This is a genomic window from Actinoplanes flavus (assembly GCF_017592555.1).
GTDB lineage: Bacteria > Actinomycetota > Actinomycetes > Mycobacteriales > Micromonosporaceae > Actinoplanes > Actinoplanes flavus.
The window spans coordinates 1-16,095 of the sequence record NZ_JAGFNS010000062.1 but is presented as its reverse complement, the minus strand read 5'-3'; the positions used below and the strand labels follow the sequence as shown (position 1 = coordinate 16,095).

Annotated in this window: 9 protein-coding genes; 2 read left to right on the top strand and 7 right to left on the bottom strand. The window is 72.6% G+C overall.

All coding sequences use genetic code 11. The features are described from left to right. Nucleotides 1–232 precede the first annotated feature (232 nt). The 7 genes from J5X75_RS45820 to J5X75_RS43265 all read right to left on the bottom strand — a co-directional run bounded on the left by J5X75_RS45820 (nucleotide 233) and on the right by J5X75_RS43265 (nucleotide 12,950). Complete coding sequence (locus J5X75_RS45820) at nucleotides 233–2,977, bottom strand: DUF6493 family protein (protein WP_208473561.1); 2,745 nt, start codon at nucleotides 2,975–2,977, stop codon at nucleotides 233–235. A gap of 5 nt (nucleotides 2,978–2,982) precedes the next feature. Next, on the bottom strand, nucleotides 2,983–5,541 hold the full coding sequence (locus tag J5X75_RS43290; protein ID WP_208473560.1) for a DUF6493 family protein: 2,559 nt from the start codon (nucleotides 5,539–5,541) through the stop codon (nucleotides 2,983–2,985). Between the two features lie 33 nt (nucleotides 5,542–5,574). Continuing rightward, a complete protein-coding gene (locus tag J5X75_RS43285) occupies nucleotides 5,575–8,535 on the bottom strand; it encodes a glycine--tRNA ligase (RefSeq protein ID WP_208473559.1) in 2,961 nt (986 codons plus the stop codon). A 122-nt stretch (nucleotides 8,536–8,657) separates the two neighbouring features. Then, nucleotides 8,658–9,452: a hypothetical protein gene (locus J5X75_RS43280; protein WP_208473558.1), complete on the bottom strand. Its 795-nt coding sequence runs from the start codon at nucleotides 9,450–9,452 to the stop codon at nucleotides 8,658–8,660. Between the two features lie 92 nt (nucleotides 9,453–9,544). Then, nucleotides 9,545–11,071 (bottom strand): sensor domain-containing diguanylate cyclase, encoded by a 1,527-nt coding sequence (locus tag J5X75_RS43275; RefSeq protein ID WP_208473557.1) that lies wholly within the window; start codon nucleotides 11,069–11,071, stop codon nucleotides 9,545–9,547. A gap of 230 nt (nucleotides 11,072–11,301) precedes the next feature. Next, on the bottom strand, nucleotides 11,302–12,186 hold the full coding sequence (locus J5X75_RS43270) for a hypothetical protein (RefSeq protein WP_208473556.1): 885 nt from the start codon (nucleotides 12,184–12,186) through the stop codon (nucleotides 11,302–11,304). Beyond that, entirely contained in the window at nucleotides 12,183–12,950 is a 768-nt protein-coding gene (locus J5X75_RS43265) for an RNA polymerase sigma factor (RefSeq protein WP_208473555.1), read from the bottom strand. Before J5X75_RS43265 ends, J5X75_RS43270 begins: the two co-directional genes overlap by 4 nt. 187 nt (nucleotides 12,951–13,137) lie before the next feature. Here J5X75_RS43265 and J5X75_RS43260 point away from each other — a divergent pair, with 187 nt between their 5' ends. Both J5X75_RS43260 and J5X75_RS43255 read left to right on the top strand, forming a co-directional pair. Next, nucleotides 13,138–14,910 carry a glycoside hydrolase family 6 protein gene (locus J5X75_RS43260; protein WP_208473554.1) on the top strand — a complete coding sequence of 591 codons (1,773 nt, stop codon included), beginning with the start codon at nucleotides 13,138–13,140 and terminating at the stop codon, nucleotides 14,908–14,910. Nucleotides 14,911–15,026: 116 nt separating this feature from the next. Continuing rightward, nucleotides 15,027–15,662 (top strand): hypothetical protein, encoded by a 636-nt coding sequence (locus J5X75_RS43255; protein WP_208473553.1) that lies wholly within the window; start codon nucleotides 15,027–15,029, stop codon nucleotides 15,660–15,662. The last annotated feature ends 433 nt before the right edge of the window (nucleotides 15,663–16,095 follow it).

The following is a 16,095-nucleotide window of genomic DNA, read 5'->3' as shown; positions in this document are numbered from 1 at the left end:
GTCCCCGCGCGCCCGCGTCCCCGCGCGCCCGCGTCCCCGCGCGCCCGTGCCCAGCCCACGGTTCCCCGTCTGCCGTTGCCGGCCCGCGCGTGGCCCGCGGTCCGTCGTCTGCCCGCGCGTGGCCCGCGGCTCGTCGCCTGCCCGCGCGTGGCCCGCGGCTCGTCGCCTGCCCGCCCGTCGCCCGTCCGCCGTCGCTCTGGCCCGTCCGCCGTCGCCCGGCACCCCGCCCCGCTCAGCGAGTCAGGGCAGTGTGCAGACGTCTCACCTCCCGGGCCAGGCGGTTGCCGCCTGGTCGTCCGGCCGCCTCCGCCAGCCCCGGGACCGTGGCGCGGGCGCCGACGGCCGTGGCCACGCGGGTGGCCAGCTCGATCAGATCCGGAAGGCCCCTGGGTGCGTGCGGCAGCAGCCCGGGGATCGCGGCGGCCAGCACCTCCCAGACCGCGCCCGAAGCTCCAGCCTGATGGGCCTCGGCCAGAGCGGACACGACCCGGCCCACCTTGATCGTGCCGTCCGTGCCGAGGTCACCCACTTCCACCCCGACCCGCGCGGCGAACGACATCGGCACGGCGCCGACCAGATCGGATGACGGCAGGACGGCGTTGGCCGTCTCGGCTGGTGGTGGGGCAGCGCCGGCCGGATCGGGTGACGGCAGGGCGCCGCCGGCCGGATCGAAAGTCGGTCGGTCGGCGCCGTCGGGATCGGGTGGCTCCGGGGATGGTTCGGCGGCGAGGACGAGGAAGGCGTCGACGGCCGCGATCCGATCGGCCTCGTGGCGAGCCGCGAGACCATAGGTGACGGCCAGCACCATCGCCGGTCCGGCCGGGCCCCCGGCGTCGGCGAGCAGAGGCAGCAGTTCGGCCCCGCGCGCGTCCTGATCGGCGAGGGCCGCCAGATCCGGCAGGGCCCACGCGGCGATCACCTCCCGATGCCGGGGGAGTGCCATGGCCAGGACGCCCGGGTGATGATCACGGTCGCCGAAGTATCGGGGATGATCGGTCCGCCGCAAGGGAAGGAAGAGGTCCTCCAGACGGAGGCCGTCCTCGTCGGCACGGGTGGAGTCCAATTCGGCCATCACCCGTCGCATCACGATCTCGCCGTCCGGTCCGCGGTTGCATTGCACCTTGCGGGTGCTGACCGGATCGGGCAGACCACCCGCGGCCAGCCATCCGGCGAGCTGCCGGCCCCGGGCCGACGTGAGCGTGCCGGCTCGTGCCGGCGTCCCGGAGCCGGCTCGAACCCGTAGCAACGCCTGCTCGAAGTCGATCGGCCACGGTGTCAGGCCCGCCGTCTCCAACCGGGCCATCCGGTCCACCAGAACATCGGGGTCGATCGCACCGGTGACATCGGTGGGCGTGGCCAGCAGCACGGGAAGCGGATGACCAGACTGCCGCACCGCCAGCTCCGCGATCCGTAGTGACAGCAGGTCGGCGGGCGGACTCGCGGACGACCGCGGACGGCTGCTGTCGGGAAGGGCGGCCTGCACCACCCCGGCCATGCGCCACCGGACATCGTCGTCGCGTTCCGGTCGCCCGAGAACGACGCGGAGCGCCTCGAGCAGGTAGATCGACTGCGGGCCGAACGAGAACCGGCCGTCGTATCGGTCCAACACCGGCCCGAGCGCGGCGGTGTCCCCACTGGTGTGCACGGTGACCAGTCCGGCCAGGACCCGCTCCCACCGGACCGCGTCCTCCGCCTGGAAGAGCGCGACCACCTCCTCCGCCAGTTCGGCGCCACCACCGATCGCCGCCGGCATGGCCGCCGCTGCCCGTCCGCCCCCACCGCCCGCCTGCGGCACCGCGCCCCCGCCCGTCTGCGGCACCGCCTCACCACCCACCTGCGGCACCGCCCTACCGGCCGCCGCGGGCCCTGGCGAGGTCACCGCCAACCGCTTTCGAAGCTCCAGATCGGACTGCGGCAGCAAGCGCGTGACCAGGCCGAGCGCCCGTTCCTGAATGTCGAGCGCCGGATGACCGAACGCCCCCGCCGCCGCCTCCGCGATCTCCACGGCCCGGCCCGGTTCCCGGCGGGCCACCCGGCCGAGCCAGGTGAGCTGGGTCCGCACGAGTGTCTTCTCGGTCCGCGGGAGCACCTCCGCGGTCGCTTCCAGCAGCGTCTCCAGCGGAAGCAGCCCGGCATCGTCGATCGTTCGCAGGCATCGTTGGGCGAGCCCGGCCACCGTGGACGGGGCCGTGCCGAGCATCCGCGCGTAGCTGGAGGCGTGCGCGGCCAGTTCGGCGGGCGCCGGGTCGAGAGCCTCGTGCAGCGCCGTGAACTCCCGCAGGGCGACCGGCCGGTCGCCGCGGGCGAGCCGGTCCACGGTCATCTCCAGCACCTTCGCCCGGTCGATCCGCCCGCTCTCGATGAGCCAGGTCACCACGGTGGGGAAGCCGGGCTTCGAGTCCCAGGTGTGTGCCGTGATCGAGCTGCCGATGCCGTCGATCTCGAAGACGGCGGGCAGCAGCGGATGCAGGAGGGACAGGTCGGCCGACTCGTCGAGCCGGCTGTCGATGAGGGCGCCGAGCCAGGAGGCGACGACGCCTTCGGTGACCGGTGGCTCCGCCCGGCCCTCGGTGAGCAGGGCCGCCACGAACGACCACTCGCGGGGCCAGAGCCCCTCCGCGGGGATCGCGGCGCAGAGCCGCACCCCGAGATCGCCGGTCCAGGTCAGCCCGCGGGCGCGGGCGATCTCCAGGAACCGGTCGACGGGGATCTCGTTCCACCGGCGCATCGCCGGGCGGGAGAGCAGGCCGGCGGCCCGGGCCGCCGACGGGGTACAGGCGATGACGGCCAGCGCGTAGAGCCCGGCCGGATGCCGGGATCGCCGCCACCAGTCGTCCTGCTCCGCCCGGATCCTCGTGGTGAGTTCCGCCGCGAACGACCGCCGTTCCTGCTCCCCGGCGGTGAGCAGCAGCGCGGTGACGGTCTCACTGTCGTCGGCGCGAACGTACTGTTCGACGACATCCCAGGTCAGCGACATGCCGATCAACCCAACGGTCCGGCGAGGGTGGCCTGGAGGCGCTTCGCCTCCCGGGTCAGCCGGGCTCCACCACGGCGCCCGGCCACCGCGTCGAGGCCGGGAATCTCGCCCCGCCTCCCGAGGTCCGACGCCACCCGGGTGGCCAGTTCGAGAAGGTCGGGCAGGCCGCGTGGCGTGGCCTTCAGCAGCGGCGGCAGGGCTCCGGTGACCGTCTCCCAGACGGCCGCGGAGGCTCCGGCCGCGTGGGCGTCGGCCAGCGCGGGCACCACCCGGGTCAGTTTCACGGTGCCGTCGGCGCACAGGTCACCCAGTTCGGCGCCGACCGCCGCGGGCAGCGGGCCGCTCTCGGCGGTCACCGCCAGGTAGGTGTCGACGGCCGCGGCACGGCCGGGTTGATGCCGGGCACCCAGCCCGTACGCCAGGGCGAGGGCCACCGCCGGCCCGGACGGCCCGGAGCAGTCCCCCAGCAGCGGCAGCGCCGTGTCGTCGCGGCTGTCCCGGTCGGCGAGCGCGGCGATCTCCGGCAGCGCCCACGCCGCGACCGCCTCCCGGTCGTGCGGCAGTGTCATGGCCAGCACGTCCGGCGGGCAATGGTGGAACGACAGGTAGTCCTCCCGGGCGGTCGGCCGCCGCCCGATGGTGAACAGCGGGCGGCCCAGCAGGAGCAGTCGCGGGTCGTCGCGTCGCGGCGCCATGGTGACGAGGACCCGGCGGATCAGCTCCGGCCCGGCGTCGATCGGGGTCCAGGCGTCGTACCCGAAGTTTCCGGCCGGTTGTTCCACGCGGATGCCGGCCGTTTCGATCCGCCCGGCACCGAACCACTCGGCGAGGCGTTCCCCGTCCGGCGAACCGAGGGCGGCGGCCCGGGCGAGCACCGTGGCGTCGCGGGTGGGGGCGACCCGCAGCAGCGCCTGCTCGAAGTCGAACGGCCAAGGGTCCCGGCCGGCCTCCTCCAGCCGCTCCATCCGGTCGACCAGGACGCCCGCGCCGATGCTCCCGGACACGTCGGTGGGGGTGGCCAGCAGCACCGGCACCGGGCTGCCGGCGAGCCAGGTGGACAGCTCGGCGAGCCGCCAGGTCAGCACATCGGCCGGCACGTTGAACGGCGGCAGCGCGGGCGCCGGCCCGGGGACGCCGTGGATGGCGCGGGCGAGGAACCGCAGACCCTCGTCGAACGCGGTCCAGAGGGGTGCGAGCACCTCGCCGGGCACCTCGGACAGGGCGCCGGTGTGGTGCAGCGCGACCACCCCGGCCATGACCCGCTCCCAGCGGACCGCGGTCGCGTCGTGGGTCAGCGCGGTCAGCTCCTCGGCCAACTCGGCGGCGCTGCCGATGGGCGGCGGCATCGGGATCGCCCGTGGACCGGCCGGGGGAGTGGCCACCACGCCCGGCGACTCCGCGAGCGCCGGCCCGAGCAGCGCGCCCGCCATGGCCCGCACGGTGCCGGTCAGGCCCCCGGCGGCCGCCGCCAGCCGGGCCACCGTCTCCGGACCGGCCGCGTCCCGGTGGACCGCGATCACACCGAGGGCCCGCTCCCGCAGGTCGAGGGAGGGATGGGCGAGCGCGACGGCGACCGTCTCCAGGATCTCCCCGGCCCGGTCCGGCTCCCGGCGGGCCACCCGGTCCAGCCAGTCGATCTGTGCGCGGACCAGGGTCTTCTCCGTCCGGGCCAGGGTCGCCGCGCTGACCTCCAGCAGGGTTTCCAGGGGCAGGCGGCGGTCGTCGTCGAGCGCCTGGAGCACGCCCCGGGCCATCGCCGCGACGGGGGACGGCGCCTCCGGCAGCAGCCGCGCGTAGACCGGCAGGTGCGGGGCCGTCTCGGCGGGCGCCGGGGACAGGGCGTCGTGCAGCCGGGTGAACGGCCGCAGAGCCGGCGCCGTCCCGGAGCGGGCGAGGCGATCGGCGGTGGCGGCCAGGACGGTCGCGCGGTCCAGCCGGCCCTCGGCGGTCAGTTGCGCCACCGCGTACGGAAAATCGGTCTCCAGGCCGGACAGGCCGTCGATCTCGAAGGCGCCGGGCAGGAGCAGATCGAGCCAGGGGCTGGCGCGGAAGTGGTCGGCGAGGGGGCCCTGCCGGACCGTCCACCGGCTCTGGTTGATCGCCGTCAGCCAGGCGCGCACCACCGGCCCGGTGACCGGCGGCTCGGCGTCACCCTCGATGAGCAGGGCCTCGACGAACTCCCAGTCTCGCGGCGCCGGGTCGCGGGCCGGCAGCCGCCCGCACAGCCGCACGCCGAGATCACCGAGCCACGGCAGCCCCCGAACCCGGGCGATCTCCAGGAACCGGTCGACCCGGATCAGGCCCCAGTCGCGCATGCTCCGGCGGGAGAGCAGGGCCGCCGCCCGGGCGGCCGTCGGCATGCAGGCGATCACGGTCAGCCCGAACAGCCCGGCCGGGCTGGTCGACCGCGCCCATGGGCCCTCGCGGTCCGCCCGGATCCGTCGCTCGATCTCGGCGGCGAACGCCAGCCGCTCCCGCTCGGTGGCGCCGAGCAGGAGCGCGGTCAGAGCGGCGCTGTCGGTGTGGCTGAACGGGCGGGCGAGCCCGGCCCAGGTGAGCGGCATGCGGCACACCCTAGAGCCGGGCTACGACATTTCTCAGAACCGCAGGTGGGACCAGTCGAGCAACCCGTCGCCGAGATCCCGGACCCGGGCCAGCAGACCCAGCCGGGCGGCCCGCAGCGCCGGGTCGTCGGCCATCACGAACACCTCGTCGAAGAACCGGCCGACCGGTTCCACCAGCGGCCGGGTGGCCGCCACGAACGCGGTGACGTCCGGCGAGGCCGGTACGGCGACCGCCGACACCGCCTCGTGCAGCGCGATCTCGGCGGGTTCCTTGAGGACTCCCGCGTCGTAGCCGGCCGCGGTCCCGGCGGGCACGATCCGGCGCGCCCGCTGTACCGCCTCGGCGACGGCCCGGAAGCCCGGGTCGCCGACCGCGTCCCGCAACTGTCCCAGCAGCGCGGCGGCGACCGCCGGCCGGGCGGCGTGCGGCAGTACGGCGCGCACCCGGTCGACCGGCTGCCCCTCCTCGGTGAACACCTGCTCCAGCCGCCGGGTCAGGAACTCGGCGCACGCCTCCAGGACGGTGCCCGCCACCGGCACCGGCTGCGCGGCCGCCGCCAGCGCCAGCCCCTCGGTGAGGTCGAACCCGGCCAGCTGCGGCGTCGCCCGGTGCACCGCGATCAGGCCGAGGAACGCCCGGCGGACCGCGAACGGGTCGCTCGAGCCGGTCGGCAGACCCACGGTGGCGGCCAGCCCGGCGATCAGGTCCAGCCGGTCGGCCAGCGACAGCAGCGCGCCCGGCAGCGTACGCGGCAGCTCGTCACCGGTGTTGCGGGGCAGCTCGGCCTCGTACACCGCCTGCGCCACGGCCCGGTCCTCGCCCGCGTGCAGCGCGTAGTCGCGCGCCATCACCCCGGCCAGGCTGGTCATCTCGGTGACCAGCTGCGAGCCGAGGTCGAACTTGACCAGCTCGGCGGCCCTCCGCAGAACCGGTGAACCGGATCCGAGGCGGTCGGCGATAGACAGGGCGAGGGCGGCTATCCGGCCGGCCCGGTCGGCCATCGAGCCGAGCTTGTCGGTGAAGGTGAGGCGGTTCAGGTGCGACTTCATCTCGGCGATCGGCGTCGCCTGGTCGGCACGGTAGAAGAAGGCCGCGTCCTCGTAACGGGCGCGCAGCACCGCCTCGTTCCCGGCGCGGACGAGTTCCACGTCGACCGGCCCGTTCGCCACGGTGACGAACATCGGCAGCAGCTTCCCGTCGGCGTCGCGCACCGGGAGGTAACGCTGATGCTTGCGCATCACCGTGGTCAGCACCGCGTCCGGCAACGACAGATAGCCCTCGTCGAAGGTGCCGAGCAGCGGCAGCGGCTGCTCCACCAGGTCGGTGATCTGGTCGATCAGCGCGGCCTCGCCCGCGACGTCGATCCGCCCGTCGGGGTAGACGAGATCCTGGGCGCCGATGACGATCAGCTCCCGGCGGTCCTCGTGGTCGGCGACGATGCCGTTGACCCCGAGCGTCTCCAGGAAGGTCTCGGCCGAGGCGATCTCGGTCTCCGGCGGCACGGCGGTGCGCAGCAGTCGCGTCCGGCGGCCGGCGGCGAGCGTGGAGACGGCCACCGGCACGACGTCGTCGCCCCAGAGCGCGGTCAGCCAGCGGACCGGCCGGCTGAAGGCCAGCTTCGGATCGTTCCACCGCATGTTCTTGGCGGCCCGCAGACCGGTCACGACCTGCGCGAGCACGGCGGCGAGCACCTCGGGTGCCGCGCGCCCGGCCTCGTGCTTTCTCACCACCACATGGGGTACGCCGCCGACCTCCTCGGTTTCGACGTCGGCGAGGGTGACGCCCTGTCCGCGGGCGAAGCCCTCCAGCGCCTTCGTGGCGGTGCCGTCCCCGGCGTAGGCGGCCTGGACCTTGGGGCCCTTGACCGTGCGCACGTGATCCTCTTCGCGGGCCGCGACCGCTGTGGCGACGGCGATGAGCCGGCGCGGCGTCCCGAAGACCCGCACGTCGCCGTGGGCCAGCCGGGTGGCCGCCAGACCCTCGGTGAGCAGCCGCCGTACCTGTTCGCGCGCGGAGCGCAGCTCGGCGGGCGGCAGTTCCTCGGTGCCGATCTCGAAGACCAGCGTGCGTGCGGTGTCGCCGGTCTGCACGGCGGCGGCCGGCCGGGCCGGGGCGAGCGGGGCGACGGTGCCGAGCGGCAGTTCCAGTTCGGTGCGGCGCTCCACCCAGAGCTTGGCGACCTCTCCGGCGAGCCGCCGCATCCGGCCGAATTCGGCGGCCCGCTCGGCCGTGGAGACGGCGCCCCGGGCATCCAGGACGTTGAAGGCCTGCGAGCACTTCAGCACGTAGGAGTGGGCCGGGACGGGCAGGCCGGCGTCGATCATGCGCTGCGCCTCGGCGGCGTAGATCTCCAGCAGCCGCCGGTTCGCCTCGATGTCGGCGTCGTCGAGGTAGTAGCGCGACATCTCGTACTCGGATTGGCCGAAGACCTCGCCGTAACTGACCCCGGGGGAGTATTCGATCTCCTTGAAGTGGGTCTTGTCCTGGAGCGCCATGATGATCCGCTCGATGCCGTAGGTGATCTCCACGCTCACCGGATCGAGGTTCAGGCCGCCGGCCTGCTGGAAGTAGGTGAACTGGGTGATCTCCAGCCCGTCCAGCCAGACCTCCCAGCCGAGCCCCCAGGCGCCGAGCGCGGGGGAGGCCCAGTTGTCCTCGACGAAACGGACGTCGTGGGCGGCCACGTCGATGCCGAGCGCGGCCAGGCTGCCGAGGTAGAGCTCCTGCGGGTTGCCCGGGTCCGGCTTGAGGATGACCTGGAGCTGGGTGTGCGTCTGGAGCCGGTTCGGGTTCTCGCCGTAACGGGAGTCGTCCGGCCGCACCGACGGCTCGGTGTAGACGACCCGCCACGGCTCCGGCCCGAGCACCCGCAGGAAGGTGGCCGGGTTGAGCGTGCCGGCGCCGACCTCGGTGTTCATCGGCTGGACGACCAGGCAGCCCTGATCCGTCCAGTAGGTGGTCAGCCGGGCGAGCGCATCCTGCATGGTGAGCATGGGACCGAAGTCTAGGTGCGCCCACACGGGCGTTGGTATGCGATTGGTGCTCGCCGGAGATCTTTACGTCTTTCAGGATCCCCTTTCGGAGGAGGCGTCGGGCCGCCCCTCCAGGGGATCCGTCAGACGTATTCCTTCTCCGTGGTCCTCTGCGAGACGGCGAAGGAGATGTCGCAGGAGGAGAGCTGGCCCTCCGGCGGGGTGGCGCTGGTCCACTCGAGGTAGAAGTGACCCTTCGTGGCGGCCGGCTTCAGCTCGAACTCGGTCGGCCCGTCGCCCTTCGGGAAGTCGCGCCAGCCCAGGTCACCGGCCCGGTAGGCGTTCTTCTGGTCGGCCGTGAAGCCGATCCGGCCACCCGACTTCGGCTGCCGGCACTTCCGCTCCAGCTTCACCTTCACCGGGCCCGCGCCGATCTGCTGATCCGGGCCGACGGCCTTGCAGGTGGGCAGGCAGGACAGGTTGGTGGCGGTCCAGGAGAAGAGCCTCCGGTCCACCGCACGGCTCGTGAAGACGGCCAGGAAGTCGGTGGCGTCCGCGGTGATCGCCAGCTTTTGGTGCCGGTAGTGGGCCACGTACTCGCCGGTCGCGTTGGCCCGTGTCGGGAAGCGGAATCTACCCGAGCTGCCGGCCGCGGCCGAGCCCAGGAACACCTTCGGCGCGGTCTGCCCCTTGCGGAAGAAGATGTCCACCCTTCCTCCGTTGCCGGTCGCCCGGTCCAGGTACCCGGCGCGGCCGCTGAGGACGATCGGGGTGCCCGCCTCCACCTCGCCGTGCGGGGCGGAGAACTCCATGCCGCTCGCCGGCCCGCGCGCCGGCGCCGGGAGGGCGCCCGCCCGGTTCGGTGTCACGACGGGTGCCGCGACGGCCAGCGTGGCGGCCAGCGCGCCGCCGGCCGCGAGCAAACGGGTATTGCCCACGTTTGATCCTCCCCGTGGGGTAGTTTCGTGATGTTTCAGCACGAAAACTACCAGTACGGGCGGAACCGCGCGCCGGTTTGCCGACATGACGGTCAGGAGCCGACCAGGCGTACTCCTCCACCGCCTCGCTTCGCCTGATACATGTACGAATCCGCCTCGCGCATCATGGCCGCGAACTCGGTGGCGTGGTCCGGGAAGAGCGCCACACCGACGCTCGCCCCGATCCGAACCGGCTCGCCCTCGATGTCGAACGGCTCCCGGAGCCGCTCGCAGATCCGCTCGCCCACCGTGATCGCGGCGTTCTCGTCCGGGTTGCCCACGAGCAGCACCGAGAACTCGTCGCCGCCGAGCCGGGCCACCAGGTCCGGCCGCCGCACGACGCCCTGCAGGCGCTTCGCCACCAGTTGCAGCAGCACGTCGCCGGCGTGGTGCCCGACGGTGTCGTTGACCTGCTTGAACCCGTTCAGGTCGAGCAGCAGCAGGCCGACCCGCGTGCCGGTGGCGGAGGCGATCTCGACCGCCGTCTCGGCCCGGTCCAGCAGCTGCTTGCGGTTGGGCAGCCCGGTCAGCGAGTCGTGGAAAGCCTGCTGGGTCAGCTCGTTCATGTGGAGTTCGGCGGCCTGCCGCATCCGGGCGCTGTCCATGATCAGCGTGCCCTCGACGGCGAGCTGCTCGGCCAGGATCCGGTCCTGGGCGGTCCAGTCCCGGGTGCCGCTGGAGTCACCGCACATCACGATGCCGACCGGGCCCTGGGCGGACAGCAGAGGCATCGCGATGAACGAGCGGAACCCGATGGTCTGGGTGAGCCCGCCGGACCGGACCTTGGCCGTGCCGGCGTCGCTGACCAGCATCGGCTCACCCTTCTCGGCGCTGTTGCACCATACCGGCGACTCGGTGGCCGGCCGGCCGAGCAGGTTGGTGCTGAGCGCTTGGTGCACCTCGGCGGGAAAGCCGACACCGTGCACGTACCGGATCCGGCCCTCGCCGTCGATCAGGTGCATCGCCGCGTGCTCGGTGCGGAACGCGGTCGCGAACGAGCGGGCCAGCAGCTCGGCGGCGGTCTCCACGTTGCCGGCCGACATGCCGTGCTCGAACAGCTCCCGGATGGTGGCACTGCTGTGCGCCACGAACTGCCGCTGCTTCTCCGCGGCCAGCCCCTGCAGGGTGGTCGCGAAGTGCAGCGACATCGTCGCGATGGTGTCCAGCTGGAGCTTTTCCAAGGCGGAGCCGGTCAGCAGCAGTACGCCGACGGTCTGCCCGCCGATGCGCAGACGGATCGCCATCTGCTCGCCGTTGATCACCGGCTTGCCGCCGGCCGGGGTGCGGAACACCTTGCCGGCCACCATCTGGTCACGGCGTCCAGGCTCGCCGACCCGCGCGCTCACGGTCATCATGCCGGTCTCCGAGTCCAGCTCGAAGACGGTGGCCGCGGTCAGGCCGGCGATGTCCCGCAGATGGGGCGTCGTCAGATCCAGGACATGCTGCACCGATGGGGTGTCCCTGGTCATGAACCCCACCAGTTCGGCCAGCAGAAGCGTCTGCCGATCCGGTGTCATGACCGCCTCACCGGGCCCCTCCACCTCGGGACCGGCGGTGTGCAACTCGCTGCCCACGCTCATGGCCCTAGTGGTCGGCACCGGCAGCCCGGGGTTGAGCCACCGGAGACGTGTGCCGGGTCGCAAATCGGGTGCGACCCGGTACCCGGATCCGGCCGTCCCGCGGTCACGCGCACCGCGTACCGCGTAATGGCCCTCACCTGGAGCGTCCACCGCCTGGCTCCCGACCGGCCCGGCTCGCCGCCGGAGGCGCGGCGATGGCCCGCGAGGGCACCTCGCACGGTGCCGTGGGATCAGGGCGCCCACGCCTCGGCCGGCCGGCAGGAGCCCTCGCTGTCGCCGACGGCGGCACGACCCGGTTCCGCGTCCTTTTCCCGGTGCCACCGGTTCTCGTAGACCACCCGGCCGTCCGGGGCCGTGTAGCACTGATCCCATCCGAGCAGCGGCTTGAAGAACCGCTCCCGCCACACCTCCTGACCGCTCCTGTCGTAGGCCACCAGCTCGGCCGTCGGCTGGACGTCGTCGGTCCTCGTGAGCAGACCGAACGTGCCGCCGGACAACCGCGCCGCGGTCGTCGCCCCGTTGCCGTGCTCCAGGGTGAGCCGGCTGACCCGGTCGCTGATCCGCCCGGCCGCGATCACCCAGCCGGCCTCGGCCTCCGACGAACTGCGGCTGAGGACCTGGACCGGGCCGGGCAGCCAGTCCCGGGTGCCGTTCCACAACTCGATGTGGAAGGCGCCGCTGTCCTCCCGGCCCGGCTCGGCCTCCCGGCTGCACGCGACATAGCCCTGATCGGTGAGGAAGAGCGCGCCGGTCCGGCCGCGGTGTCGCACGGCGACGCTCAGGTCCCCGACCGTGACGGGGAACCGGGGCGTCCCCTCGAACAGGGCACCGTCGGGATAGCCGTGCAGGCACGCCTTCGCGGTGGCGGTCAGCGACGAGGTCAGCTCGCCCGGCCCCATCGCGATCGTGGTGGGCGGGTCCCCGTCGCGGATCACCGGGGTCGCCACCGCCGCGGCGGCGGCCAGCGTGGCCACCCCGGCCAGGGCCAGCCGACCGGTCCGCCGCCGCCGGGCGAGAGCCGGCCCGTGCATCTCGAACCGAAGGCGGACCCGCATCCGGGCCGCCCCGGCGGCCGGCAGATCACGCTCGGCGGGTGGATCCAGCTTGGTGATCATGACTCCTCCTGAGAGTGCGTTCCCGCGGATGTGAGGTGCGTGCCGGCGGGTATCAGCGGCGTGGCGGTGCCGTCCGCGGACGGCTGGAGATCGCCCGAACTGATGCCGGTGATGACCGTGGGTGACGTCACCGCCGTCGGTGATGCCGGCGACCCGGGACCCTCCGGGGACGCCGTGGCGGCGCCGCCGTCCTCTCGGCGCCGGACGATCGACCCGGGTGGGCCGGGATCGGCGGCCAGTTGACGTGACAGCCGGGCACGGGCCCGGCTCACCCGGCTGCGGACGGTCGACTCGGCGACCCCCAGAACCGCCGCCGCCTCGGAATACGGCACCCCGGACCAGAGGCAGAGCGCGACCGCCTCCCGCTCGGCGCGAGGCAGCCCGCGCACGGCGGCGAGCACCTCCCGCATCCGGCGCTCGTCGTCGAGGCGCCCGGCCACGTCGTCGGCCGGATCGGGGAGGATCTCGTCGGCCGGCGCCCGGAACAGGCGGTTGCGCCACCGGGTGAGAGCGCGCTGCTCGGAACGGGCGTGGTGACTCGCCGTGACGAGCAGCCATGGCAGCGGTGAGCCGTCGATCAGCCGGACCTCGGCCCGCCGCCGCCAGGCGGTCAGGAAGACCGACTGGGTCACGTCCTCCGCGACCGACCAGGAGCCGGTGAGGCGGAAGGCGTGGTTGTAGACCGCCCGGGAGTAGCGGTCGAACACGGCTTCGAAGTCGTCCGGGTCGCCGCTCTGCCCGAGGGTCTCGCGCTGGATCGTCACACCTGACTATGCCCGCGAGCAGGGATCTTGTTGCGCCATGAAATCGCGATTGCCCGACTGTTTCGGAGTGATTGCGCTGGGAGCGCTCCCATGGAATGCTGTCGACATCGGCCAACGATCCCCACCGATGTGTCGGTCGACCGTTCCCCGGCGCGCTCCCGCGCCGTCCCCGTCTCGAGGAGTCCTCATGAGACCCATCCCCACCCGTGCCAGGGCCTTCACGGCGGCTGCCGCCGTGGGCGTCGTCGCCGCTTCCGGCGCCGTCGCCGTGGCGACCAGCGCCAGCGCCGCGGCCGGCTGTCGCGTCGATTACTCGGTCAACCAGTGGAACACAGGATTCACCGGCAACGTCACGGTCACCAACCTCGGCGACCCGATCAGCGGCGGCTGGAACCTGAAGTGGACCTGGCCCGGGAGCCAGACGGTCACCCAGGCGTGGAGCGCCACGGTCACCCAGTCCGGGCAGAACGTCACGGCCACCAACCCGTCGTGGGCGGCCTCGCTGCCCACCAACGGCACGGCCAACTTCGGCTTCAACGGCAGCTGGTCGGGTTCGAACACGGCGCCCGCGTCCTTCACGCTGAACGGCACGGTCTGCACCGGCTCGACCGGCGGCCCGTCCACCTCGCCGTCCACCTCGACGTCCCCGTCGACCTCGACCTCGCCGTCGACCTCGGTGTCCCCGTCGACCTCGACGTCGCCGACCACCAAGGTCGACAACCCGTACGCCGGGGCCAAGGGCTACGTGAACCCGGAGTGGAAGGCGAAGGCCGAGTCGGTGTCCGGCGGCAGCCGGGTCTCCAACAACCCGACCGCCGTCTGGATCGACCGGATCGCCGCCATCGAGGGCACCGACGGCAGCAGCTCCAACGGCTCGATGGGCGTGCGTGACCACCTGGACGCGGCTCTCGCGCAGGGCGCCGGCTACATCCAGTTCGTGGTCTACAACCTGCCCGGCCGGGACTGCGCGGCCCTCGCCTCCAACGGTGAGCTGGGCCCGAACGACCTGCCGCGGTACAAGGCCGAGTACATCGACCCGATCGCCGCGATCCAGAGCGACGCGAAGTACAAGAACCTGCGGATCATCAACGTCATCGAGATCGACTCGCTGCCGAACCTCATCACCAACACCTCCGGCCAGGCCGGCGGCACGGCGATGTGCGACACGATGAAGGCCAACGGCGGGTACGTGCAGGGTGTCGGTTACGCCCTGAACAAGCTCGGCGCGATCGGCAACGTCTACAACTACGTGGACGCCGCCCACCACGGCTGGATCGGCTGGGACTCGAACTTCGGCCCGACCGCCGACATCATGCTGCAGGCCGCCCAGGCGTCCGGCAACGTGAAGAACGTGCACGGCTTCATCACCAACACGGCCAACTACTCGGCCCTGCGTGAGCCGTTCGTGCAGCCCACCACCACGGTCGGTGGCCAGAGCGTCCGGCAGTCGAAGTGGGTGGACTGGAACCAGTACACCGACGAGCTGACCTTCGCCCAGGCGTTCCGTACCAAGCTGGTCTCGGTCGGCTTCGACTCGGGCATCGGCATGCTGATCGACACCTCCCGCAACGGCTGGGGCGGCTCGGCCCGGCCCACCGCGGCGAGCACCTCGACGGTCGTCGACACCTACGTCAACGAGTCCCGCATCGACCGCCGGATCCACGCCGGCAACTGGTGCAACCAGTCCGGCGCCGGCCTCGGCGAGCGTCCCACCGCGGCTCCGGCCACCGGTATCGACGCCTACGTCTGGGTGAAGCCGCCGGGTGAGTCGGACGGCTCCAGCACCCTCATCGAGAACGACGAGGGCAAGGGCTTCGACCGGATGTGTGACCCGACCTACACCGGTAACGCCCGCAACGGCAACAACCTGTCCGGCGCGCTGGCCAACGCCCCGATCTCCGGAGCCTGGTTCCCGGCGCAGTTCTCCCAGCTCATGGCGAACGCCTACCCGGCGCTCTGATCAGCTGAACGTACCGGCGACCGGCCGGCGCCCGCGTGGCGCCGGCCGGTCGTCCTCGTCGGGGGATGTCCGTTCGGCCATTGCAATACGAGTGCATCGCGAACTACCGTTGTCGCGTGACGAAGGTATGGGAACTCGCGCGGTTCGTGGTGGTCTACGAGCTGCGGCTGTGGGCGGCGCTGTTCCGGTGGATCCTCCGCCGGCCGATCCCGGTCGAGCCGGGCACCGAGCGGTTCGCCTACGTGGGCGCGGTCAAGATGATCCTGGGCGCGTTCATCGTGGTGTCGTTCATCGAGATCCCGATCCTCGACCTGATGATCCCGTGGGAGCCGGTCCGGGTGACCGTGCTGGCGCTGGGCGTCTACGGGCTGTTCTGGATGATCGGCCTGGCCGCCACCATGGTCGTCCATCCGCATCTGGTCGGCCCGGCCGGCCTGCGCATCCGCAACGGCATCACCATGGACGTCCCGATCGCGTGGGAGTCGATCGAGTCGATCGAGGTGCGCCGCCGTTCGATGCCGCCAGGCGGTCAGATCCAGCTGGAGGACGGCGTCCTCTCCCTCGGCATGGCCAGCCAGACCAGCATCGACGTGCGCTTGACCGGCCCGATGGTGCTCCCGGTCCGCAAGGCCAAGGGCCGGCCGGCGACCACCGTCCGCTTCCACGCCGACGACCCGGAGGCCCTGGTGCAGGCGGCCCGCGCCCACCTGACGGCCCGACCATCCGACCGGTCCGAGACCCAGCCCGCCTGACTCCAGCCGCCGGCTCCGCTCACGCCCAACCCTCAACCCCATCTCCGGTACGCGGTAAGCCGCCCCCAACCACAGCACCCCCGTTCCGCAACTCCCCGCGAGCCAGCTGCCGGGCCGAGCCCGTGCCGCGCCCGCCGGGCTCAGATCGGTGGTCCAGCTCCCCAAGCACTGTCCCGCCCGTCCCAAACAGCCCTCCGGTCCCGCCCTGTCGCGGCCGCGGCCCGGCTGGTTCTGGGATGTTGTCTCAAGCGTCTTGAAGCAGCTCTCACGTCCAGCTGGGTCCCGCGCTGTGGCCGGGCCGTTCTGAGAGGACGTCTGATTCACGTAGTTTGTGAGTTATGAGGGTTTAGTCGTCTCGCCAGGTTGGGGTGGTTTCGGCGGTGAGGCGTTTGGCGAGGTTGTCGATCATCGCCAGGGTGATCATGCTGGCCGA

Excerpts from the sequence above, each read along its gene's own strand:
- J5X75_RS45820 (WP_208473561.1), bottom strand. The coding sequence starts at position 2,977 with ATGTCGCTGACCTGGGATGTCGTCGAACAGTACGTTCGCGCCGACGAC.
- J5X75_RS43290 (WP_208473560.1), bottom strand. The coding sequence starts at position 5,541 with ATGCCGCTCACCTGGGCCGGGCTCGCCCGCCCGTTCAGCCACACCGAC.
- J5X75_RS43285 (WP_208473559.1), bottom strand. The coding sequence starts at position 8,535 with ATGCTCACCATGCAGGATGCGCTCGCCCGGCTGACCACCTACTGGACG.
- J5X75_RS43275 (WP_208473557.1), bottom strand. The coding sequence starts at position 11,071 with ATGAGCGTGGGCAGCGAGTTGCACACCGCCGGTCCCGAGGTGGAGGGG.
- J5X75_RS43270 (WP_208473556.1), bottom strand. The coding sequence starts at position 12,186 with ATGATCACCAAGCTGGATCCACCCGCCGAGCGTGATCTGCCGGCCGCC.
- J5X75_RS43260 (WP_208473554.1), top strand. The coding sequence starts at position 13,138 with ATGAGACCCATCCCCACCCGTGCCAGGGCCTTCACGGCGGCTGCCGCC.